We start from the raw sequence: 21,635 nt of genomic DNA, 5'->3' as shown, positions 1-21,635 counted from the left end.
GTGTAACACGTTTTGTACGGAAATGGAGCGGCAAAACCGTTTTACTCTCAAAATCTTAAAAGAAAACCCCCGATAAAGGGGGCTTTTCTTCTACAAAATTGTACGGGCTGGTTCGTTCCCCAGCATTTGTTCAATTTTGTTTTGATCATTCAGAACAGCCACTTTCGGCTCGTGGCTTGCCGCTTCTTGATCAGACATCATTTTGTAGGAAATAATAATGACCTTATCTCCTTCCTGCACAAGGCGTGCGGCTGCACCGTTTAAGCATATGACGCCGCTTCCCCGTTTACCAGGAATAATATACGTTTCAAGACGTGCTCCATTATTATTATTCACAATTTGTACTTTTTCATTAGGAAGCATTCCCACAGCATCAATGAGATCTTCATCAATTGTAATGCTTCCCACATAGTTCAGGTTTGCTTCCGTAACAGTTGCCCTGTGAAGCTTGCCGCTCATCATTGTTCGATACATATTATATTCTCTCCATTTCTCGAATATCAATAATGATATTATCTATTAAACGCGCTTTTGAAAAAGCAACTGCAACAGCGAGAATCATCTTTCCAGCAATTTCATTCACAGGCTCGAGTTCCGGATAGGAATAAAGCTCTACATAGTCTATGGTTCCGCTAGTCGTTTCAATGATTTCTTTTGCAGCTTTTATCACCGCTTCAGGATCTCTTTCACCGGCTTGGATCAGCTCCGCACTTGTTTGAAGGGCCCGATACAGCTTAGGCGCTTCTTTTCTTTCCTCAGCTGTTAAGTATACATTGCGAGAGCTTTTAGCTAAGCCGTCTTCCTCTCTGACCGTATCGACAGGAACCAATTCAATATCCATGAAGAAGTCACTGATTAACCCATCAACAACAGCTACCTGCTGCGCATCCTTTAAACCGAAATAGGCACGAGTCGGCTTGACTAGGTTGAAAAGCTTCGTCAGTACGATCGCGACCCCGTCAAAATGTCCTTCTCTTGAGCGCCCGCATAACACGTCTGTGCGTCTTTCTACATGAATCGTGACATTCTTTTCACCGGGATACATATCATGAGCATCTGGCGTAAATAAAATATCGACTCCGGCGTTTTCTGCAAGAGCTGCATCCCGCTCAATATCGCGCGGATATGCTTCAAAATCTTCATTAGGGCCGAATTGTGCAGGATTCACAAAAATACTCATAATAACGGCGTCGTTTTCTTGTCTTGCTTTGTCTGCTAAGGTTAGATGGCCCTCATGCAGAAACCCCATCGTCGGGACAAATCCGATTGACTTGCCCTCTGAATGATATTGTTTTATGGCTTCTTTCAACTGTGAAATATCAGTAATCTGTCTCATCTTATTTTCCCCCGTACAAGCCGTCCAGCACTGTCTGGTTCATTTGAAAGGAATGCTTTTGTTCAGGGAAAGCACGATGTCTTACATCCTGAACATATCCGCTGATTGCTGTTTCGATGGTTTCATCAATGCGCGTATATTGCTTTACAAATTTAGGTGTTCTCTCAACACCGTGGCCAATAATATCATGATAAACGAGAACTTGTCCGTCCGCTTTCACACCAGCACCGATTCCAATGACCGGTATGCTTAGCGTCTCGGCAATTTTGGCTGTGAGTTCTGCCGGCACACATTCCAGCACAAGCATCATAGCTCCTGCTTCTTCGCATTTTATACTGTCTTCTATTAATTTTTTGGCGCTTTGTTCGTCTTTGCCCTGTACTTTATAGCCGCCCAGTACGCCGACTGACTGCGGTGTCAAACCTAAGTGACTGACTACTGGAATGCCTCCAAGCGTCAATGCGCGAATGGATTCAAACACGCCTTCTCCGCCCTCAAGCTTCAGTGCGTCAGCTCCGCTTTCCTGAACGATAGCCGCTGCATTTTTCAGCGTATCTTCCTTAGATAGGTGATAAGACATAAACGGCATATCTGTCACAATAAAGGTATTCGGCGCACCCCTTTTAACGGCTTTTGTATGATGAATCATGTCCGCAACTGTCACACCGACAGTTGAATCAAGGCCGAGGACGACCATTCCAAGTGAATCACCGACTAAAATCATGTCAACTCCCGCTTGTTCAGCAAGTTTAGCTGCCGGATAATCATAAGCGGTCAGCATGACAATCGGTTCTTCAGACTCCTTCATTTTTAGAAAATCCAGTTTTGTTTTCATGTTTTCTCCTCCTCATGTTTAGAGGAGATGATCTGCCGTTTTCTTCTGCAAGCCAAAAAACCTTCCGTTACAACGAGAAGGATTCTTCACTTTCTAAAGTTCGGCGAGTTTCATCCCTCTGTCCCAGTCCTTTTTTGGATCAAGGCAGACTGCTGCAATGTCTATCTATTTTAATAATAGGTGCAGTTCGCAGGCGATACTGCCCAATGGAAGTATACCAAAATCAACGGGCTTGTACCAACACATTAGCCCAATTCGATATCGGCAGAATAGATTTTTTTAATGCCTTCGTTCGTTTCTAAAAGCAGAACGCCTTCATCATCTATACCTAACGCCTTCCCGTAAAAGGTTCCGTTTAACGTTCTGGCTCTCATATTAGTGCCAATACCGAGCGCATAGCTTTCCCATAAAAGCTTAATCGGCGTAAATCCGTGCGTCATATAATCCCGGTACCGTTTCTCAAAGCATAGTAAAATATGCTGGATGACGCCGGCCCGATCAATTTTTTCCCCAGCAGCTTGGCTGAGGCTTGTCGCGATGTCCTTCAATTCATCTGGAAAATCATTAGGCTGCTGGTTAACGTTAATGCCGATCCCAATGATCACTGAACGTACGCGGTCTTCTTCAGCCTGCATTTCCGTTAGAATACCGACTGTTTTTTTTCCGTTAATCAAAATATCATTTGGCCATTTAATATCCGTTTGGATGCCTGCTGCCTCTTCTATTCCCTGCACAACAGCTACTGCAGCAAGAAGAGTCAGCTGCGGTGTTTTTTGGAGCGGAATGTCAGGCCGCAAAATCAGGCTCATCCAAACACCGTTTCCTTCTTGAGAATGCCATACCCTAGACATTCGGCCCCTTCCGGCTGTTTGTTTGTCAGCCACCACGAGGGTGCCTTCCGGTGCGTTATTATTCGCGAGCTCATGAGCCGTTTTTTGCGTGCTTGAAAGAACGTCATGGTAAATAAGATGCTGGCCCATCACTTCCGTTTTTAATCCAAAACGAATTTCGCTTTCACTGAGTTTTCCGGGCTTTTTGATGAGCCGATATCCCTTTCTTCTAACGGCTTCTACTTCATAACCCTCTTTCCGAAGCTCTTCAATATGCTTCCACACAGCAGTTCTTGAACAGCCGAGAGCATCACTGATTTTTTGGCCGGAAATAAATTCATTGCCGGCCTGAGAAAATAATTCAATAAGGTCTTTTCTTAATGTTGACCGCATGTCTTCAGCCACTCCTCTATGTGTTTCTTTTGATTGGAGAGCTTCCCTGTCACAACAGCCTGCTCGATCCGCTGTAATTCTTCCGACACCCATTTTCCGGCCGGCTGGTTTCGAAGCGCAAGCAAGTCCTTACCCGTGATATCAAGATCCTTAAGGCTTTTGATCGGCAGGTTTTGATAAGTGTACTGAATGTCCTTCAGTTTCTTTTCATCCAGTTTTTCGTTTTGACGAAGCTGCGATATTTTGGCCGCTGAGAGCAGTGCTTTTTCCCCAGCTCTGTACATTGTCATTGCGTCAAGGCTCTGGCCAAACGTATCGGCAATGTGAATGGCTTCCTTGATCACTTTTCCCGGGAGCTTCCAGGCTTTCAGGAAAAGGGGCGCGTCTTTTAAAACTATGCCAAGGTTAATTAAAAGAGCAGCCCAAAGCTCCTCACGGGATGTTAAAGAGAAGAATGGAAACTCACTCGTTGAAATCAGGTTTTCTCGTTTATGATAAAAACCAGGAAGCTCTTCATACAATCTCGTTTGAATGAGCGTTTGAAGCGCCTGGCGAGAAGCTCTTCCCTTCAGCAATTTCTCGAACTCTATAGTTTTTCGTTCGACTGAAACATGGGAGAGGAGTGATTTTTCTTTCGCAATGGCTTCTTCTGTTTCCGGTGAAAGCGTAAAGCCAAGCTGACTCATAAAGCGTACGGCTCTCAGCATACGAAGCGCATCCTCTTGAAATCTATCCTCAGGCTTTCCAACGGTTCGAATCACTTTCTGATCAATATCTTTCTTGCCGCCAAAATAATCAAGCACCTTCCCGTCCGCTGTCATGGCCATCGCATTGATCGTTAAATCTCTTCGTTTTAGATCCTCTTCTAATGATGAGATAAATTGCACTTCTGACGGTCTTCTGAAATCAACATAATCAGATTCAGTCCGGAATGTCGTGACTTCATAGGTTTCATCCTCCCAGAGCACAATAATGGTCCCGTGCTCTTTGCCTACATCAACAGTTCGTTGAAACAGCCGTTCTACTTGATCAGGTGCCGCATCTGTCGCGATATCGACATCTCCGATCGTTCGTTTCATATAGCTGTCACGAACTGCGCCCCCGACAAAATAAGCCTGATGGCCCGCTTCGATTAAGATGCGGAGCACGGGAAGTGCTTTGATAAAAACTTTTTCCATGTGATCACTCCGGTTCTGCTAAATCGCCATAAATCTGTTCATACTGGCTGACAATTTTTTGGGAAGAAAATTCATTTTCAAGCATCTCTATTGCCGCCTTTGTAAAACGATTGCTTAGCTGTTCATCTTCTAAAATGCTCATCGCGCGGGCTGTTGCAGCCGCAACATCACCGACATCCACCAAAAATCCGCTCACATTGTTTTTAATAACCTCAGGGATACCGCCAATGTTTGTTCCGATACAAGGCACTCCGCAAGCCATCGCTTCAAGCAGGACAAGACCGAAGCTTTCTTTTTCAGATAGCAGCAGCTTCAAATCGCTAATAGAATAAAGCTCTTCAACACGGTCTTGATTTCCAAGCATTAAGACTTGGTCTTCCAAGCCATATTTTCTGATAAGCTCGCAGGCTGTCGATTTCTCCGGACCGTCTCCGACTAAAAGCAGCTTCGCTTTCGTTTTGCCAGCGATATTGCGGAACACACGGATGACATCCTGCACGCGTTTAACTTTTCTGAAGTTGGACACATGGATGACGACTTTTTCATCTGGTAAAATTCCATGTTTCTCTTTAATTGCCGCTGTGTTTTTCTTCAGATACACACGCTCGTCTATAAAGTTATAAATCGTTTCAATTTTTTTCTCCGGTTTAATTAAATCGTATGTTTCAGCCGCAAGCGCTGAGGAGACGGCAGTCACCCTGTCTGATGACTCAATGGCAAAACGGATCAGATCTTTTAGAGACGGATCATAACCTAACACCGTGATATCCGTGCCATGCAAAGTGGTAACAATGCCGATATTGCGTTTCAGCATTTGTTTTGCAAGATAGGCGCAAACGGCATGCGGGAGAGCATAGTGAGCATGGATAATGTCTAAATTCTCCCGTTCCGCCACCTCTGCGATTTTGCTTGCCAATGTCAAATCATACGGAGGATACTTAAAAACAGCATATTGATTAACCTCAACTTCATAAAAATGAATATTGGGATGATATGTATTCAGTCTAAACGGAATGCTTGATGTGATGAAATGGATTTCATGTCCCTTTTCAGCAAGCTGCTTCCCCAGTTCTGTCGCAATGATACCTGAGCCTCCAACGCTCGGATAGCATGTGATTCCTATTTTTAGTTTTCTCATTGTTCGCCCCCAAGCACATCATGATCAAGCATCAGCATCCGTTTGGAAAAGAAACCTTCGGCATACTCCACGCCCGCTTCTTTACCGTAAAGCTTTTCTCTCGCTTCAACGATTTCAATATACCCATTCGTCAGAGGAGTAGAAACGGAATCCTTTGACGGGATAAACTGGCTTTTGTAGGCGTTGAGGCTTTGTTTCTTTGCCTCTATTGTATCCGAGATATCAATAACAAAATCCGGCTGATGAAAACCATTTATCATATAATAGTAAACCTTGCTGACTTTATGCGCCGGAAGGCTTTTTTCGTCTTTATATTTATGGATTCCGGCGGAAAAGATCGCTTCTTCCACCAGTGCAGCCGCATTGCCGTGATCCGGATGGCGATCCTTTTTATACGGCATAAAAACCGCTTTTGGCCGACAGGTTCTGATGACAGTGACAATCGACCGAATTGCCTGATCACTCATTATTAGGCCGCGGTCTGGAAGCGTTAGCTGAATTCTTTTATCTGCGCCTAATATGCGGGCTGCTTCAGCTGCTTCTTCTTTACGCAAACTGACCGTACCGTTAGAAGAGAGTTCCGCTTCTGTCAAATCGCATATCATTACTTTTTTTTCCTGTTTGACAAACTTCGCTATTGTGCCGCCCATTCCGATCTCGACATCATCACTGTGGGCGCCAAAAGCAAGAACGTCAGCATTATACATTCGGCTCTTCTCCCCGAAGAAGGTCACGGAATTCGAAAACACCTTCATCAAGTGTGCGGACGAGAATTTCCGCAGTACCCATATTTGTGGCGAGCGGAATGGAATACACATCACATAACCGGATTAATGCCGAGACATCCGGTTCATGCGGCTGCGCGGTCAGCGGGTCGCGCAAAAAAATGACAAGATCGAGTGCATTGGCAGCGATCAGTGCACCGATTTGCTGGTCTCCCCCTAAAGGGCCGGATTGAAAACGTTCAATTTTAAGACCTGTCGCCTCTTGAATTTTCAACCCTGTGGTTCCGGTTGCGTATAGATCATGATTCTTTAAAATATCCCGATAGGCAGTCGTAAATTGAACCATATCCTGTTTTTTCTTGTCATGCGCGATCAAAGCAATTTTCATTGTTTATCCCCCCGTCTAATCAATGATATTTTCTAAACCGTACACAAGCTGATCAATCTTCATGACTTGTTCGACTGACAGTTTAACGCCTGACATGAAAGAAGCACGGTTATAAGAATCATGGCGTATCTGAAGCGTTTGGCCATCCATGCCGAACATGACCTCCTGATGCGCGATCAGTCCCGGAAGACGGACGCTGTGCAAGCGAATGCCGTTTTGCTCCGCTCCTCTTGCTCCTGGGAGAATTTCTTTTTCATCCGGATGTCCTTGCTGCTTTTCTTTACGGACTTCTGAAATCATTTCCGCTGTTTTAAGCGCAGTTCCGCTTGGTGCGTCAAGCTTCTGGTCATGATGAAGCTCAATAATCTCAACATCCTCAAAATAGTTGGCAGCCATTTTTGAAAATTTCATCATCAGTATCGCACCGAGCGCAAAATTTGGCGCAATGATGGCTCCGATCCCTTTTTCTTCTGTTAAAGACGTGAGCTCTTTTAAATCAGCTTCTGAGAAACCGGTTGTTCCGACAACTGGACGGACTCCGTGCTCTAATGCAATTTTTGTATGTACTTTTCCGATTTCGGGCGTTGTTAAATCAATCAAAACATCCGGTTGTGTTTCTGTAAAGCAGGCATGGATATCTGTGTAAATGAAAGCATCTGACTCAACAGGCATCACATCAGATAATTTTTGCTGATCGTATGTATGGTCTATGGCCCCGACAAGGTCAAAATGAGGTGTTCGTTCTGCCAATTTAACAGCTTCCTGCCCCATTCTTCCACGCGGTCCCGCAATGACTACTTTAATTGTTTCGTTTGACATCTCGATCTCCTCTACTTTCCTTCTTCTTTTCTGGTCCAGCGATCTTTATCTCTTGTATTAAATTTATGCATGACTCGGTCGTGGGCTTCCTCTAAAGAGATATCAAGGGAGTTGGCTAAACAAACCAATACAAATAGCACATCGCCCATTTCCTCTTCCATGCTTTTATCATCTTCAGTCGCTTTTTTTGGTTTTTCTCCATAACGGTGATTCACTTCTCTGGCAAGCTCGCCCAGTTCTTCAGTCAGCCTCGCCATCATGGCCAGCGGGCTGAAATATCCTTCTTTAAATTGGCCGATGTAACGGTCTACTTCAGCCTGTATGTCTTTCATTGTTTTATCACTCACTGAACGAAACCTCCTATCATCCTCTTACATGTTAGCTAATTCAGATACGTTTGACAAATGTTTAAGCACGTTTGCTGTTTTCTTTTTCATCCACTATAATATAAACGCTATCTAATGGAAGGAAAAGGGGTTTTGTGTGATGCTTGGAGAAATTAGATTAAAAAACATATTTTTTATTTTAATCGGAGCGGCAATTTTTTCATTTGGCTTGGTTCATTTCAATATGCAGAACAATCTGGCTGAGGGCGGTTTTACAGGTATTACACTTTTGCTTTATGCCCTTTTCCACATCAGCCCCTCTATCTCGAACCTGGTGTTGAACATTCCGATTTTTTTTATTGGCTGGCGTTTGCTCGGCAGGACAATGTTTGTTTATACCCTTGTCGGCACTGTAGCATTGTCTTTGTTCCTCAGCATCTTTCAGCGATATGAAATACATATGCCCCTTCAGCACGACTTAGCGCTCGCCGCTTTATTTGCCGGCGTATTCATCGGAGCCGGACTGGGAATTATTTTCAAGTTCGGCGGAACGACAGGCGGTGTTGATATCATCGCACGTTTAGTGAATAAGTATTTTGGGATCCCGATGGGCAGAACGATGTTTGCTTTCGATGCCTGCGTCATCATTTTGTCTTTGCTTACTTATCTCTCCTATAAAGAAGCGATGTATACGCTGGTAGCTGTATTTGTAGCGGCAAGATTAATCGATTTTATTCAGGAAGGCGGATACGCTGCTAAAGGCGCTACGATCATCTCTTCGAAAAACGACCTGATTCAGAAAAAGATTCTTGAAGAAATGGAACGAGGCGTCACCATTTTGAAAGGACAAGGTTCCTACACAAAAGAGGATATAGATGTACTTTATTGTGTGGTGCCGAAAAACGAATTGGTGATGCTGAAAAGCGTGATTAACTCCATTGATCCCCATGCCTTTGTAGCGGTAAGCGATGTTCACGATGTGCTCGGAGAAGGATTTACGCTTGATGAAAATAAAAATCCGCTTCCGCGCTGACATGTAATAGAAAAAAGGCGGCTGACCGCCGCCCCTCATCCTTATTTAGGGTAGTCCCTTTTTTTCAGCTTGTTTTTTTCCGCCTTGTACTTTCTGTAACCGACATAGGTAAGAGCAGTAATGATGATACTGCCGGTTGTAATCATCACCCAGAGTAAAGACGGATCGGCATCATCCTCCTCCACCCTGTCAAACACATTTTTCAGGTCATGCTGAAGAAGGGAAAGCCGTTCAAGCTTCGTGCTCTCTGTCATTTGCTGAAATTCCTCTTGCTCAATGACGTCTATATGTTTTCCGACTGTTTCAAGCTGATCCTCTGATACATCGATTGTAAGACTGGGGTAAATCAAGTCATATAAACTGATAAATTCATTCCATTTTTCATGAAAGCTTGTGCTTCCATTCTTTTGGACATCTCGCTTCAGCTCAGTAAAAGCTTCCATAATCGGTTTTTCCAGTGAGCCCCATAGCGGGTCAGACCGATTGTCAACCGCATCCATCAGCATCCTGAACTGCGCGGCTGCTCTGAGTTTTTGTGTGTCTGATGTATCAGCTTGCTTTAAACTCCGAACCATATCATTATAGCCCAATGTGATTTGACGAATTTGGGCTCCCGTTAGCATGGGGTCTTGCTGTTTTTTCTCAGCGGATTTTAATGTTTTTTCAAAATACTCCAAGACTTGAAGCGCCTCTTCATATTTCGCCTGTCGGGTCATTTGAAAGACTGTATCGGATAAATCATTCAATTCCTCGAGGCTTCCCCGCTCTGCAGCCTTGGCATTTCCATTATAAAAAATAAGTGCAATCAACAAACAGATCGTCAGCTTTCGTTTCATGCAGGTCCCTCCCACTCTCTCTCCTTACAGAATATGAAGAAAGGGACAAGGATAGACCAACATTGTCTTTACATCAGCTCAAGCTTCGTTTGCTTTTTTGAGACCACAAGAAAGTAAGCAAGCGCGATTGAGAAGATGCTTAGCCAAAATGTTCCGTATCCTATTTCAGTCATATAATCAGAAAGCATTGAATATCGCGGCATCATATCAAACAAGTAGTCAATGACATCGTTATGCAGTGTCCAGACTGCAGCAATTGCAAGATGCCAAAATGAAAAACGAAAATACGGACTGTATAATACGCCTTGAACTGCCATTGCAAAATGCGAAGCAATTAGCATGTAGCCCTCCCACGGCAAGTCACCAGTTACTGCAAGCACAAGAAAATTCATAGCCACCGCCCATAGGCCATACTTTACGAGGGTAACTAGCGCAAGCGCCTCAAAGAACGGAGCATTCCGTTTCATGAGAAAGGCAAGCAGCACAAACAGAAAGAAAAACGTTGCTGTGGGACTGTCCGGAACAAAAATCAGGAAACGGGCCGGTGTCTCCAAAAGCTGCGGCAAGTACCAATAGTAGCCGTAAACCGTTCCCAGAAAATTAATGGCTAAGACAAGAATAAGCATCGGCCGCTGCCCTAATACATATTGAAACCATTTCACATCGAATCAACTCTCAGTCTGTAAAAATAATATGTCCATATAAAAAAGCTGACGCCGGGTCAGCTTTTGATAATAAAAGTATATCCTTCCATTTGACAATTCACAATACGTTATTTTGCGGTTGTTTCAGAAATAAATTTTGCAAGTTCTTCGAGTTGCTTATCATTTCCTTTGAACACACCCGCCGGCATTTTGCCTTTCCCTTCTACAGCTATTTTTTTGATTTCATCCGGTTTCAGCCCGCTGTCAACCAATGAAGGCCCGGCCGCTCCTCCCTGAAGGTTATCCCCATGGCAAGAAATACAGCCCTGTTCCTTAAAAACCTTATATCCTTCTGCATTGGTGTCAATGTCGGCTTCTTTTGTAATTTTCCCCTGTTCTTCTGCCTTGGCCCAGTCATGAGTAGCAACTGACTGCCACGTCAAAAATACAGCAGCGGAAATGGCCAGAAGCATCATACCGACAGCGACCGGACGCTTCCACGGCCTTCTTTCTGTCCCTCTGTCTAGGAATGGAGCCAATAGCAGGGCCCCAAAAGCGAGACCTGGCATAATCATGGCGCCGACCACTGTAAAGCTTCCAGCGGCGTATTCATATTTCAACAGCTGGTATAAGAAAAGAAAATACCAATCCGGCAGCGGAATATAACCAGTATCAGTCGGGTCCGCCATCCGCTCCAAAGGCGGCTGATGCACAATCGTCAAAACGAGAAAACCGATGAGAAAGACAGCTCCAACCATCCATTCCTTTAACAAGAAATTTGGCCAGAAAGCCTCTGTTTTACCGGGATACTCCGAATAATCCTTCGGTATATTCGGCTTTTTTTCAGCCGGTATCCTTGAGTCGCCTACAAATTTCATCCCTTTGCCCCGGTGCATGTCATCCCCTCCCTTTTATTCGCAGATCAAGAGTTTAAAGCGGTCCTGAAATCCCCTGCTTCCGGATCATAATAAAATGTGCAGCCATCAGCCCGAACAATGCGGCAGGAAGAAAAAATACATGGATCGCAAAAAACCTAGTCAGCGTTTGGGCGCCTACAATATCCGGATGCCCTGCAAGGAGCGTTTTAACTTGCGTTCCGATCAAAGGCGTGGCTTCGGCGATCTGCAGCCCGACTTTTGTTGCAAACAGAGCCTTCATATCCCAAGGAAGCAAGTAGCCTGTAAAGCCAAGACCGAGCATAACAAAAAAGATCAGCACACCGACAATCCAGTTCAGCTCGCGCGGTTTTTTATACGCGCCTTGGAAAAAGACCCTCAGCGTATGTAAAAACATCATCACAATGACCAGGCTCGCACCCCAGTGGTGCATCCCCCTGACAATCTGGCCGAATGCCACTTCATTTTGCAAATAATATACCGATTCCCAGGCATTTTTGATATCAGGCACATAATACATCGTTAAAAACATTCCAGATAATACTTGGATAACGGTTACAAAAAACGTCAGTCCCCCAAAGCAATACACAAACGCAGAGAAATGATGGGCGGGATTCACATGTTCCGGTACTTCGTGATCGGCAATATCCCTCCACATCGGTGTAATATCAAGCCGCTCGTCTACCCAGTCATAAATTTTGTTCAGCATGTCACCCTTCCCCCTTAGGCTTTGCTTTTCCAAGATACAGGAAGCCGTCTTTTACTTCTTGCTCATAATGATCAAGAGGCGCAAGCGGCGGCGTGCCAGGGACATTGGTGCCGTCCTTTTCATAGAGTCCGTAATGGCATGGACAAAAGAATTTATTCGGGTTTTTAGGATCACTATTCCAGTTCACCGTACACCCTAAATGTTTACAAATTGGCGAAAGTGCTACAATTTCATCCCCGTTTTTGAAGACCCAGGCTGATCTTGACTCTTCTGACTCATACCAGGCATCGACTTGATTAATTTTAAAATCAAAGCGCTGCGGCTCTTTTGTCAACTCATCAACGCTGACAACCTGAACCATATCCTGCTTCCCTGTCGATTTTAATACCGGGTCGAGTGCGAAGCGAACCATAGGCATGAGCATACTAGCCGCCATAAAACCTCCTACGCCTGTGAGCGTGTAATTCAAAAATTGACGTCTGGATATATCATGTTTTCCGCCCATCTCTTCTCCCCCCTCTAGGTCACCCCTGCAAACTGACTAAAATAGAAAATATTGCAATAACTCTAGACACCCTCATAATATATGAATCTCTCAGCAAGGTCAATATAGCCAAAATATTGTTCATAAGGAAATGTAAGTGTTTTTATGAAGTGCTCCATAACTGTAACAAAACGTTCAAAATTTCAGCAGTGCGTTCATCCAATATTTTTCTTTTTAAAGAGTCATTTAAATGCTCTAATGGAACAGACGGTGTAACAATCATTTTGCCTAACGCATCCTCAGCTCTCCAACTTTCGTCAGATGTGAGCAGGACAACATGCGGAAATTCCGTTATCAGCTCTTCCCGCAAATCCTTAAGCCCTTGAACGGTTATTTCATTTCTATCAACATATGTATAAGGCGGAAGTAAATATACCCGTCCCTTTAACTGCCTTTCAAGTTCTTCTGAGAGAAGCTGCGTAAACTCGCCTTTCTCCGCCGCCATTTTAAAATGGTTATTAACCCTTATGTTAATTAATGGTATGACAGCGGTATCAATGTAATCCTTAGCTTGTAAATAGTCCTTGGCATCAGTGATTCTCCACCTCATCGTTCTCCCCCTTTACGGCAACAAGCCTTGCAATTCACTGCAAGGCTGGTCATATTATGTGAGCTGATTTAATTGGCGCGATAATTGTTCAAATGCCTCTTTATCATGACGATCTAACGCGTCGTCAATGTCTTTTAATAATTTTTCTCTTTGGAATGTGGAAATAGCGTGCTCTAAAATCTGTTCCGCCAATCCCTGATCTTTTTTATTCTCAAAAAGGTTTTTCGGAATATGCGGGTTGGACTCCAGCACCGCCGCATATTCAGGTGAGCTGTAAGCCGAACGGAAATTAAGCTGGATAAACAAATCCTGCTGTTTATTTAATCTAATATCATGAAAAGATTTTTCCGCGTCGGTAGTCATGACATTCTCTTTATAGAACCGGAACGGAACTTCTTCAACACAATGTGTTGACATTATAATGCCTCTCGGGCAAAATTCAGCCTGCTCCACAAAATGAACCTTCTCCATGAGAGAATCATGGCTCATTAAGTAGTTCAAGATCCAAACGCACTCTCGGCGCTTTAACTGATAATGGTTTAAAAACCAACGGATAAAATCTTTTTTCTCATTGACAGAAACAGGGGTCTGCATGTAATTCCCTCCTCTATCGTTCGTATAATCTATATACTTATATGTTCCACATGAATGGTTAATATTCCTGCTTATCTAGAAAATTCATCCTCGATTCGCAAAATCGTTTCTTCAAGCTCTTCATTGGCTCCGTCCATTTCAAGAACCTTTTTCAAAAGCGGCAGCGCTTCTTTTTGAAGGCCTTCTTCTAATAGGAAGCTTGCGTATTCATATAAGAAATCTCTATCCTCCCGATAATGAAGATAGGCAGCCTCAAAGGATTGTTTTGCTTCCTCGTATTGCTCTAATTCAGTATATGCGCTTGCAAGATACCAATTGTATTTCGGATCTTCTTCACCGTAGCTTCGAACCTCTTGAATAAGATCAATGATCTGATCATAATCCTCTTCTTTGTGATACACGGCAAGAAGTGTATGAAGCGCCTCGACAAAGCCCGGATCAAGCGCAAGCGCCTCCTGAAGCAGCTTTTTCCCCTCTTCTGACTTCCCGATTTTTAAGGCCATTTTGGCGGCATAAAGGAAAAGTTCTTTGTTATATTCATCATATCTGATCCCCTCTTTTGCCGTTTTTAATGCCTCTTCATACATCCCTTCAGCTTCATAGCTTTTCGAGAGCGGCATATAAAGTGAAGTATAAGATGGATCAAGCTCCTTTAAATCAGACAGCTGCTTAATAGCTGTTTTCACAAGCCCCGCCTGTAAGGCTGTAAAACCATAGCCGAAAATCGTATTAGGATCAGGATTCTCATCGACAGCTTTCTCATACCATGGAATGGCATCCTCAAATTCACCTGAGGCACTTAACGATTCTGCCAGTCTTTGATGGACATTAACGCCTCCGATCTCACTCTGCTCCTCAGCCGTTGTTTTAAAATATTGAACCGCTTTTGCATAGGCTCCCTGAGCAAAGTAAAGTTCTCCCAGTGCAAAATCAATAACAGGTTCATTGTCCAGAATGGACTTTGCCTGTAAAAGCTTTTGTTCACTGACTTCGAATAACCCCTGCATCTGATAAAGATCCGCCATAAGCAGCAAACTTTCCGGATATGATGGATCTGTTTCCGGAATAGTCTCCAGCACAGCGAGGGCTTTTTCTTCTTCGTCAATATCTATTAAAAGTTCAGCGTAGAAATTCGTCAGTTCTGTTTCATTTGGATATAAATCATGTAGATCACTAATCAGTGAAATTGCTTTTTCTACATCGCCCCACTCGTAATAAAGCTGGGCTGCAATGGCTTTATCTTCATCATGCAGCTGTTTTTCAGCCTTCGAGAGCGTGTTGAGGCCTTTTTCTGTTTCACCTGCTTCAACTAATTTTATGGCTTCTTGAATCAATGTATTCAAATCGGACCGGTCCTTTCTTTTCCTATACAACATCAACCATACAAAAAAGCTTTATTTGTTCGGGTTAATCTTATCATAATTCAGACGAATGCCCCCGGCAAATAAGATGCTTCTGTACGGAAGGGAATTATTGAGTCTTATTAGTTTACCAAAAGATCTTGAGATAGAAAATGAAAAAAGGAAGATCGCCCTCTGTACAGTAAAGCAGCTCTTTGACCTGCCGGCTTGTAAGTAAAGCACATCCCCCCTTTTTGTTTTTCTATCCCCTCTATAAGACAAGCTATGTTTTTTCGCCTCGAATTATGATCTGCATAAAAAATCCTGAAGTAAAACTTCAGGATTTTTTCGAAAGCTTATTTAAATGCTCGAAGAAGGTTGGATAAGAAACGTGAATGGCATCCGTGTGCTCGATTTCAATCGGCTCCTCCGTTATACAGGAAGCAATACCAAGCATCATTCCGATTCGATGATCTCCGTGGCTGGACACTGCCGCGCCGCCTTTCAACGTTTGTTTGCCATAAACCTTCATTCCATCTGCTGTCGGTTCAATTTCAGCACCCAGCTTGCGAAGCTCAGAAACAACAGTATCAATACGGTTTGTTTCTTTCACTTTTAGCTCTGCCGCGTCCTTAATAACGGTAGTTCCTTCCGCCTGAGTCGCAAGAAGCGCGATGATAGGGATCTCATCAATTAAACGCGGAATGATATCTCCTCCGATTTCAACTGCTTTTAGAGATGACGTTTCTATAATCAAATCTCCATAAGGCTCTGCACCGCTATCAGCAGATGGTTTGATTTCAAGTTTTGCCCCCATGTTTTGAAGGACGTCAATAATACCTGTCCGAGTCGGATTTAAACCTACGTTTTTCAATACAATTCTGCTGTTTGGAACCATCGCGCCAGCAGCAAGGAAAAACGCGGCTGAAGAAATGTCTCCAGGAACAAAAATATCAGCAGCTGTCAGTTTCTGGCCACCAGCTATGGAAACACTCGTTTGATCTTCAGAAAGCTTAACGCCAAAAGCAGAAAGCATCCGCTCAGTGTGGTCCCGAGATTTATGGGGCTCTGTGACAGTTGTTGTGCCCTCAGCCTGTAATCCGGCCAGCAAAACAGCAGATTTAATTTGCGCGCTTGCAACAGGTGATACATAATCAATTCCTTTTAATGAAGCGCCGCTCACTGACAGCGGTGTAAACTCTCCGCCGGCTCTGCCGTCGATTTTAGCCCCCATTTTTTTCAAAGGCTCAGTCACACGCTTCATTGGGCGCTTCGCAATGCTCTCATCTCCGGCTACCGCGCTGTAAAAAGGACGGCCCGCCAATATTCCGAGCATCAGGCGAATGGTTGTACCTGAATTTCCGACATCTAAAAGGCTTTCTGGCTCTTTCAGGGCATCGATTCCTTTTCCGTGAATCACGACATCGCTGCTGCTTTGCTCAATGTGAACACCCATTTTTCTAAAGCAATCGATCGTGCTCAGACAATCTGCTCCCGGCAGAAAGTTTTTAACTGTTGTTGTGCCTGCCGCTAGCGCGCCAAACATAACAGAGCGGTGAGAAATGGATTTATCACCGGGAATATGTATTTCTCCATGTAAGGTCTGCACTTTTTCTCGTTTCATTTTTTCCACCTCAATCAGCATAAAAAGTTTCATATTCCGCCCGGGCTTCAATGCATTGTTCTGCCCTTTTGCGGTCGTCATCAGACTGAAAACTGATCCTTAAAATCCCGTTAATATCCTCTCGTGTTTCGATAATGCGGATATTCGTGATACTGATGCGCTCCGCAGCTAAGATAGCTGTTATCTCGGATATTACACCCGGATGATCGGGTACATCCACATATAAATCATAAAATGCAGGTATCGCTCCCTTCTGCCGAAGCGGCAGCCCGTCGCGATAATCCTTGGCGGTTTTAAAATAACGAAATAGATTTTCCGCATCTTCTTGTTCTACATATGTACGGATCTTGTCAATTTCACGAATCCACTCATCAAAACGGTCTAAGATTTTATCTTTATTATGTAATAAAATATCCCGCCACATTGCCGGGCTGCTTGATGCAATCCTTGTAATATCTCTGAATCCGCCGGCAGCAAAACGCTTAACAAGCGGATACAGGTTTTCCGAATGATGGGTTTGGTGAACAAGACTGGCTGCTACAATATGCGGAAAATGACTGATTACACTTGTAACGCCATCATGCTCCTCGGGCGACATTTCCACGAAATGGGCATTCGTCCCCTTCAGCAGGTTTTTTAACTGTTCCACAGCTTGTTTGTCCGTTTTCTGGCCTGGCGTTAAAATATAAAATGCATTTTCAAACAGGAACTCCTTCGCAGCGGCCACTCCTGATTTATGTGAACCCGCCATCGGATGTCCTCCGACAAATTGATAGCGGCTAGGCAGCACTTGATCAGCGTAATCAACCACTTTTTGCTTTGTGCTTCCTACATCCGTAATCAAAAGCTCATGTTCAATTCCTGAATGAGCCAGCTCTTCAAGCATAACCAGTGTTTGTTCAACAGGTGTCGCAATGATTACTGTAGCTGCCTCTTTCGCACCGCTAATAAACGAATCAGCACGATCGTCTATCACACCTAATTTTAATGCCGCTACCGCCTGTTCATCAGAGATGTCGATTCCGATAATCCGTTTGCCGGGATGATTTTTTTTGATGGCTAGGGCAATCGAACCGCCTATCAATCCGAGACCGGCGAGCAATATTGTATCTTTCATTTGATTCATACGTCATCACCTGGTTTATAGACTAAAGAGGTGATATTTGATCACCTCTTATAAAATTTCAGCTAAAATGGCAAGTATTTCTTCATTTTGCTCTTTTGTTCCGATCGTAATCCGGAGTGATGTCGGGAAACCTAAAGCATTTCCTGACCGGACGATATAGCCTTTTTCCAGCAGAGCCTGAAACAGTTCATCAGCAGGACGTTTAAAGTCAATTAACACAAAATTTGTCTGTGAAGGGTAGCACTTTAAACCATGAGTTTTCGCAAAATCATAATACTGCTGAAGGCCTGCATTATTTTGCTCGACACAGGAAGCAATAAACGCTTGATCATCAAGTGCGGCAATCGCCGCAGCCTGGCCCAGACGGCTCGTATTAAACGGCTCTCTCGCCGGCTCAATCTGGCGAATCAGGTTCTCGTCAGCAATTCCGTATCCGACTCTGAGCGCTGCCAGACCGTATGCCTTTGAAAATGTGCGCAAAATCATCAAATTGGAATACTTGCTTAAGAGCGGCACAGTTTCCGGGTAATCCTCTGCTGTTACATATTCATAATATGCTTCGTCAAGAACGACAAGGACACGAGAAGGAACGCGCTCCAGAAATGCGAGTAATTCTCCTTCAGATGTATAAGTGCCAGTCGGATTATTCGGGCTGCATATCCAAACGACTTGTGTCTGTTCGTCGATGGCTTCTAACATGGCGTCTAAATCATGTGAGCCGTCGGGACGAAGTGCAATTTCACGTACTTCAGCACCTTCAATAACCGCATTATGTTTATATTGCGGAAAAGTCGGAACAGCAGTGATCGTATTGGTTTTATTGTTTAGAAATGCCCGGCAGATGATCTGAATGATTTCATCAGAACCGTTGCCGAAAATAAGTGATGTTTCGCTGACATCGAGGTGCTTACTGAGCCTTGTCCGCAAAGCGGCGCTATACCCGTCCGGGTAAAGGGCTAGCTGTTGAATCTCATGATGAAGCGCCTCTTTTGCAGCCTCTGAACAGCCGTAAGGATTCTCGTTTGAAGCAAGCTTCACAACTTTATCCAAGCCATATTCTGATTTCACTGCTTCAATCGGCTTTCCAGGCTGATAAGGCTTCAGCTGTTTTAAATGTTCTTTGATACGCAAATCAGTCACCTCATTTTAAACTGTACAAGCCGCCAAACGCCATTGCATAATCCTCAAACTCCTGCAGCGCCTGATTTCTCGTTTCAGCGCTGATGAGCCGGTCCTTTAATTCTTCTATTTTTCTGACGAGCGCGCTTCCCACTACGACACCGTCACTAATTTCATTCATCTTTATGACCTGTTCACGGTTTGATATACCGAACCCTACAGCGACCGGAACAGTGCTGAGATTCTTCACTGTCCGAATGAACGGGTACACGGATGAATTGAACTCATTGCGGACACCGGTCACACCCAGAGAAGACACACAGTAGACGAAGCCCTCGGCTTGTTCAATAATGGTTTTCAAACGGCTTTCGCTTGTCGGCGCAACCAAAGAAATATACGTCACCTCATGGCTTTTACATTCCTCTTGAAGGCTGGCGCTTTCTTCTAGTGGCAGATCCGGAACAAGCAGACCGTCAATATGATTTTCCCGCAGTAAAGCGAAAAAGTATTCTTTGTTCAATTGTAACACAGGATTATAATACGTAAAGAGGATAATCGGAATATTCACTCCGTTTTTTTTCATTTCTCCGCCTAATTCGATTGCCTTTACGATATTCATTCCTTGATCAAGTGCCCGCTTTGAAGCCCGCTGGATCACCGGACCGTCTGCAAGCGGGTCAGAGTATGCAACACCAAGCTCCAATGCAGTGGCGCCTGCTTTTTGAAGCGACTTCGCCAGTTCAATCGAAACCTCAGGAACTGGATCGCCCGCCGTAATAAACGGGATAAACAATTTTTCTGATGGTTGAAGATCCAATTTAAACATGGGCTTTCACCTCTTCTTCCAATACCTTCATTAATGTGTTGACATCCTTGTCTCCCCGTCCTGATAAACAGACGAGAATGAGTTGACCGCGATCCATTCCTTTGGCGAGTTTGAATGCTTTCGCTAACGCATGGGCAGATTCGATTGCCGGCAAAATCCCCTCTTTTTCTGACAAAAGCTTTAATGCATCCACCGCTTCTTCATCAGTGATACTGTCATAAGTGACACGGCCGCTCTTATGCAAGTGTGCGTGCTCCGGACCGATTCCAGGATAGTCGAGACCGGCTGAAATAGAGTAGGGCTCAATAATTTGCCCGAATTCATCCTGAATGAGATAAGTCAATGAACCGTGAATAACCCCTACGGTTCCTTTCGAAATAGTGGCGGCATGAAGAGGCGTATCAATTCCTTTTCCTGCTGCTTCAGCGCCGATCAGTTCAACATCTTCATTTAAAAATGCCTGAAACATACCCATCGCATTGCTTCCTCCGCCTACACATGCCACTACTTTATCAGGCAGAGTGCCTTCAATACGTTTCAACTGATCCTTCGCTTCCTCTCCGATCATTTTTTGAAATTCACGGACCACTTGCGGATAAGGATGCGGGCCGACAACTGATCCAATCATATAAAAGTGATCCTCACAATGCTGAACCCAGTACCGGATCGCCTCATTTGTGGCATCCTTCAATGTTCCGTTTCCGCTTGTTACAGGCACTACCTCCGCTCCAAGAAGCTTCATGCGGAAAACGTTCAGAGACTGGCGGACAACATCCTCTTCACCCATAAACACAGTACAGGAAAAGCCGAATTTGGCTGCAACTGTTGCAGCGGCAACGCCATGCTGGCCGGCACCAGTTTCAGCAATGATTTTCGTTTTGCCCATTTTTTTAGCAAGTAGCGCTTGACCTAGCGCATTATTGATTTTATGAGAACCTGTATGGTTTAAATCTTCTCGTTTCAAATAGATTTTCGCGCCGCCTAAGTATTCAGTGACTCGATCAGCGTATGTTAACGCAGTCGGCCGTCCGGAATAGTCCTTTAACAGCTTATAATACTCTTCACGAAAAGCGGGATCATCCTTGATTTGTTTAAATGCTGTTTCTATTTCATCTAACGGCTGCATGAGTGTTTCCGGAACAAACTTTCCGCCAAAATCACCGTATCTGCCTATTTCATTCGGATATGGATACATATCGGTTCATCCTTTCTTCTAAAAGCCTCATCAGATTCTGATCTTTTTGTCCGTTTTTTTCAATTCCGCTGGCAAGGTCAATTCCTTCTGGCTGCCATTTCAATAGGCCTGTGATGCTATCCGGATTCACGCCGCCAGCGATAAAGCAGCGTTTACCAATAGCCGCCTGCTGATATTCCGGCACACATTCCCAAGAAAATGCAACACCAGTTCCGCCTCTAGACCCTTTTACAGATGAATCAATCACAAAGCCGTCAACATTATCTTTAAAGCGGGCTATTTCTTGAGTTGTGTTATCTTGATGGTGAAGCGCCTTCCATATTTCACAGCGTGTCAGCTTGCGAAGAACAGCAGCATCCGTCGGTTTTTCATCACCGTGAAGCTGAATGACGTCGAGCTTCAAGCTCTTGGCAACACGTGACATCGTCTCTATTGATTCATTAACAAAAACACCTGCAACCTGTTTTTCGACACGAACTTGGTTCAGCCATTTTTTCACATCTTGCGGAGATACTTTTCGTTTGCTTTCAGCAAAAATAAATCCTAGGTAATCAGCCTGTGATTCCGCCGCAAGCTGCAAATCCTTTAGTGACCGAATACCGCAATATTTTAATGCCGGTTTCTTCAAAAC

Annotated in this window: 25 protein-coding genes; 1 reads left to right on the top strand and 24 read right to left on the bottom strand. The window is 44.2% G+C overall.

The genetic code is table 11. From position 1 onward, the window contains the following. Positions 1-90: 90 nt before the first annotated feature. The 10 genes from panD to NYE22_RS10140 form a co-directional block, all read right to left on the bottom strand. On the bottom strand, positions 91-474 hold the full coding sequence (gene panD / locus NYE22_RS10185) for an aspartate 1-decarboxylase (RefSeq protein ID WP_003225586.1): 384 nt from the start codon (positions 472-474) through the stop codon (positions 91-93). A 1-nt stretch (position 475) separates the two neighbouring features. Further along, positions 476-1,336 carry a pantoate--beta-alanine ligase gene (gene panC / locus NYE22_RS10180; protein ID WP_024571841.1) on the bottom strand — a complete coding sequence of 287 codons (861 nt, stop codon included), beginning with the start codon at positions 1,334-1,336 and terminating at the stop codon, positions 476-478. A gap of 1 nt (position 1,337) precedes the next feature. Then, a complete protein-coding gene (panB, locus tag NYE22_RS10175) occupies positions 1,338-2,171 on the bottom strand; it encodes a 3-methyl-2-oxobutanoate hydroxymethyltransferase (protein WP_003230652.1) in 834 nt (277 codons plus the stop codon). A 245-nt stretch (positions 2,172-2,416) separates the two neighbouring features. Next, a complete protein-coding gene (locus tag NYE22_RS10170; RefSeq protein ID WP_003230650.1) occupies positions 2,417-3,394 on the bottom strand; it encodes a bifunctional biotin--[acetyl-CoA-carboxylase] synthetase/biotin operon repressor in 978 nt (325 codons plus the stop codon). Next, on the bottom strand, positions 3,379-4,572 hold the full coding sequence (locus tag NYE22_RS10165; RefSeq protein WP_021481532.1) for a CCA tRNA nucleotidyltransferase: 1,194 nt from the start codon (positions 4,570-4,572) through the stop codon (positions 3,379-3,381). Before NYE22_RS10165 ends, NYE22_RS10170 begins: the two co-directional genes overlap by 16 nt. Positions 4,573-4,576: 4 nt before the next feature. Further along, positions 4,577-5,710: an N-acetyl-alpha-D-glucosaminyl L-malate synthase BshA gene (bshA, locus tag NYE22_RS10160; protein WP_342412500.1), complete on the bottom strand. Its 1,134-nt coding sequence runs from the start codon at positions 5,708-5,710 to the stop codon at positions 4,577-4,579. After that, entirely contained in the window at positions 5,707-6,417 is a 711-nt protein-coding gene (bshB1, locus tag NYE22_RS10155; RefSeq protein ID WP_015383958.1) for a bacillithiol biosynthesis deacetylase BshB1, read from the bottom strand. Before bshB1 ends, bshA begins: the two co-directional genes overlap by 4 nt. After that, a complete protein-coding gene (gene mgsA / locus NYE22_RS10150) occupies positions 6,410-6,823 on the bottom strand; it encodes a methylglyoxal synthase (RefSeq protein WP_032726032.1) in 414 nt (137 codons plus the stop codon). The genes bshB1 and mgsA overlap by 8 nt, the downstream gene beginning before the upstream one ends. 15 nt (positions 6,824-6,838) lie before the next feature. Continuing rightward, complete coding sequence (gene dapB, locus NYE22_RS10145) at positions 6,839-7,642, bottom strand: 4-hydroxy-tetrahydrodipicolinate reductase (protein WP_003230638.1); 804 nt, start codon at positions 7,640-7,642, stop codon at positions 6,839-6,841. An 11-nt stretch (positions 7,643-7,653) separates the two neighbouring features. Continuing rightward, positions 7,654-7,989 carry a nucleotide pyrophosphohydrolase gene (locus tag NYE22_RS10140; RefSeq protein ID WP_004398044.1) on the bottom strand — a complete coding sequence of 112 codons (336 nt, stop codon included), beginning with the start codon at positions 7,987-7,989 and terminating at the stop codon, positions 7,654-7,656. Between the two features lie 139 nt (positions 7,990-8,128). Between NYE22_RS10140 and NYE22_RS10135 the strand changes: the two genes are divergently transcribed. Then, positions 8,129-9,001: a YitT family protein gene (locus NYE22_RS10135; protein ID WP_003230635.1), complete on the top strand. Its 873-nt coding sequence runs from the start codon at positions 8,129-8,131 to the stop codon at positions 8,999-9,001. A 41-nt stretch (positions 9,002-9,042) separates the two neighbouring features. Here NYE22_RS10135 and ypjB read toward each other — a convergent pair whose 3' ends face one another. The 14 genes from ypjB to NYE22_RS10065 form a co-directional block, all read right to left on the bottom strand. Continuing rightward, positions 9,043-9,837, bottom strand: coding sequence for a sporulation protein YpjB (ypjB, locus tag NYE22_RS10130; RefSeq protein WP_015251822.1), 795 nt, complete (start codon positions 9,835-9,837; stop codon positions 9,043-9,045). A 68-nt stretch (positions 9,838-9,905) separates the two neighbouring features. Then, positions 9,906-10,499 carry a DUF1405 domain-containing protein gene (locus NYE22_RS10125; RefSeq protein ID WP_021481535.1) on the bottom strand — a complete coding sequence of 198 codons (594 nt, stop codon included), beginning with the start codon at positions 10,497-10,499 and terminating at the stop codon, positions 9,906-9,908. Between the two features lie 110 nt (positions 10,500-10,609). After that, complete coding sequence (locus tag NYE22_RS10120; RefSeq protein ID WP_003225562.1) at positions 10,610-11,377, bottom strand: menaquinol-cytochrome c reductase cytochrome b/c subunit; 768 nt, start codon at positions 11,375-11,377, stop codon at positions 10,610-10,612. A 34-nt stretch (positions 11,378-11,411) separates the two neighbouring features. After that, positions 11,412-12,086: a menaquinol-cytochrome c reductase cytochrome b subunit gene (qcrB, locus tag NYE22_RS10115; protein WP_003225560.1), complete on the bottom strand. Its 675-nt coding sequence runs from the start codon at positions 12,084-12,086 to the stop codon at positions 11,412-11,414. A 1-nt stretch (position 12,087) separates the two neighbouring features. Then, complete coding sequence (locus NYE22_RS10110) at positions 12,088-12,591, bottom strand: ubiquinol-cytochrome c reductase iron-sulfur subunit (protein WP_003230627.1); 504 nt, start codon at positions 12,589-12,591, stop codon at positions 12,088-12,090. A gap of 142 nt (positions 12,592-12,733) precedes the next feature. Continuing rightward, complete coding sequence (locus NYE22_RS10105; RefSeq protein ID WP_014480115.1) at positions 12,734-13,180, bottom strand: YpiF family protein; 447 nt, start codon at positions 13,178-13,180, stop codon at positions 12,734-12,736. 54 nt (positions 13,181-13,234) lie between these two features. After that, on the bottom strand, positions 13,235-13,774 hold the full coding sequence (locus NYE22_RS10100) for a ReoY family proteolytic degradation factor (RefSeq protein WP_004399171.1): 540 nt from the start codon (positions 13,772-13,774) through the stop codon (positions 13,235-13,237). Between the two features lie 71 nt (positions 13,775-13,845). Continuing rightward, the gene (locus NYE22_RS10095) at positions 13,846-15,117 is read right to left on the bottom strand and encodes a tetratricopeptide repeat protein (protein WP_021481536.1); all 1,272 of its coding nucleotides are present in this window, start codon (positions 15,115-15,117) and stop codon (positions 13,846-13,848) included. Between the two features lie 334 nt (positions 15,118-15,451). Beyond that, on the bottom strand, positions 15,452-16,738 hold the full coding sequence (aroA, locus tag NYE22_RS10090; protein ID WP_031315588.1) for a 3-phosphoshikimate 1-carboxyvinyltransferase: 1,287 nt from the start codon (positions 16,736-16,738) through the stop codon (positions 15,452-15,454). A 10-nt stretch (positions 16,739-16,748) separates the two neighbouring features. Continuing rightward, entirely contained in the window at positions 16,749-17,864 is a 1,116-nt protein-coding gene (locus tag NYE22_RS10085) for a prephenate dehydrogenase (RefSeq protein WP_014480118.1), read from the bottom strand. Positions 17,865-17,912: 48 nt separating this feature from the next. Continuing rightward, entirely contained in the window at positions 17,913-18,995 is a 1,083-nt protein-coding gene (gene hisC / locus NYE22_RS10080) for a histidinol-phosphate transaminase (protein WP_161986171.1), read from the bottom strand. A 10-nt stretch (positions 18,996-19,005) separates the two neighbouring features. Further along, a complete protein-coding gene (gene trpA / locus NYE22_RS10075) occupies positions 19,006-19,809 on the bottom strand; it encodes a tryptophan synthase subunit alpha (protein ID WP_032726040.1) in 804 nt (267 codons plus the stop codon). Beyond that, positions 19,802-21,004, bottom strand: a complete 1,203-nt coding sequence (trpB, locus tag NYE22_RS10070; RefSeq protein ID WP_161986172.1) for a tryptophan synthase subunit beta — start codon at positions 21,002-21,004, stop codon at positions 19,802-19,804. Before trpB ends, trpA begins: the two co-directional genes overlap by 8 nt. Beyond that, complete coding sequence (locus NYE22_RS10065) at positions 20,985-21,632, bottom strand: phosphoribosylanthranilate isomerase (RefSeq protein ID WP_021481541.1); 648 nt, start codon at positions 21,630-21,632, stop codon at positions 20,985-20,987. Before NYE22_RS10065 ends, trpB begins: the two co-directional genes overlap by 20 nt. Positions 21,633-21,635: the final 3 nt, after the last annotated feature.

The organism is Bacillus sp. FSL K6-1560, from assembly GCF_038592935.1.
GTDB lineage: Bacteria > Bacillota > Bacilli > Bacillales > Bacillaceae > Bacillus > Bacillus subtilis.
This window is presented reverse-complemented; position numbering and strand designations above follow the sequence as displayed.

Bases quoted from the DNA above. Each gene is read 5' to 3' on its own strand.
- bshA (WP_342412500.1), bottom strand. From the start codon at position 5,710: ATGAGAAAACTAAAAATAGGAATCACATGCTATCCGAGCGTTGGAGGC.
- panC (WP_024571841.1), bottom strand. From the start codon at position 1,336: ATGAGACAGATTACTGATATTTCACAGTTGAAAGAAGCCATAAAACAA.
- dapB (WP_003230638.1), bottom strand. From the start codon at position 7,642: ATGTCAAACGAAACAATTAAAGTAGTCATTGCGGGACCGCGTGGAAGA.
- NYE22_RS10085 (WP_014480118.1), bottom strand. From the start codon at position 17,864: ATGAATCAAATGAAAGATACAATATTGCTCGCCGGTCTCGGATTGATA.
- qcrB (WP_003225560.1), bottom strand. From the start codon at position 12,086: ATGCTGAACAAAATTTATGACTGGGTAGACGAGCGGCTTGATATTACA.
- panD (WP_003225586.1), bottom strand. From the start codon at position 474: ATGTATCGAACAATGATGAGCGGCAAGCTTCACAGGGCAACTGTTACG.
- bshB1 (WP_015383958.1), bottom strand. From the start codon at position 6,417: ATGTATAATGCTGACGTTCTTGCTTTTGGCGCCCACAGTGATGATGTC.
- trpA (WP_032726040.1), bottom strand. From the start codon at position 19,809: ATGTTTAAATTGGATCTTCAACCATCAGAAAAATTGTTTATCCCGTTT.
- mgsA (WP_032726032.1), bottom strand. From the start codon at position 6,823: ATGAAAATTGCTTTGATCGCGCATGACAAGAAAAAACAGGATATGGTT.
- NYE22_RS10110 (WP_003230627.1), bottom strand. From the start codon at position 12,591: ATGGGCGGAAAACATGATATATCCAGACGTCAATTTTTGAATTACACG.
- NYE22_RS10100 (WP_004399171.1), bottom strand. From the start codon at position 13,774: ATGCAGACCCCTGTTTCTGTCAATGAGAAAAAAGATTTTATCCGTTGG.
- ypjB (WP_015251822.1), bottom strand. From the start codon at position 9,837: ATGAAACGAAAGCTGACGATCTGTTTGTTGATTGCACTTATTTTTTAT.
- NYE22_RS10105 (WP_014480115.1), bottom strand. From the start codon at position 13,180: ATGAGGTGGAGAATCACTGATGCCAAGGACTATTTACAAGCTAAGGAT.
- trpB (WP_161986172.1), bottom strand. From the start codon at position 21,004: ATGTATCCATATCCGAATGAAATAGGCAGATACGGTGATTTTGGCGGA.
- NYE22_RS10120 (WP_003225562.1), bottom strand. From the start codon at position 11,377: ATGCACCGGGGCAAAGGGATGAAATTTGTAGGCGACTCAAGGATACCG.
- NYE22_RS10165 (WP_021481532.1), bottom strand. From the start codon at position 4,572: ATGGAAAAAGTTTTTATCAAAGCACTTCCCGTGCTCCGCATCTTAATC.
- panB (WP_003230652.1), bottom strand. From the start codon at position 2,171: ATGAAAACAAAACTGGATTTTCTAAAAATGAAGGAGTCTGAAGAACCG.
- NYE22_RS10170 (WP_003230650.1), bottom strand. From the start codon at position 3,394: ATGCGGTCAACATTAAGAAAAGACCTTATTGAATTATTTTCTCAGGCC.
- aroA (WP_031315588.1), bottom strand. From the start codon at position 16,738: ATGAAACGAGAAAAAGTGCAGACCTTACATGGAGAAATACATATTCCC.
- NYE22_RS10135 (WP_003230635.1), top strand. From the start codon at position 8,129: ATGCTTGGAGAAATTAGATTAAAAAACATATTTTTTATTTTAATCGGA.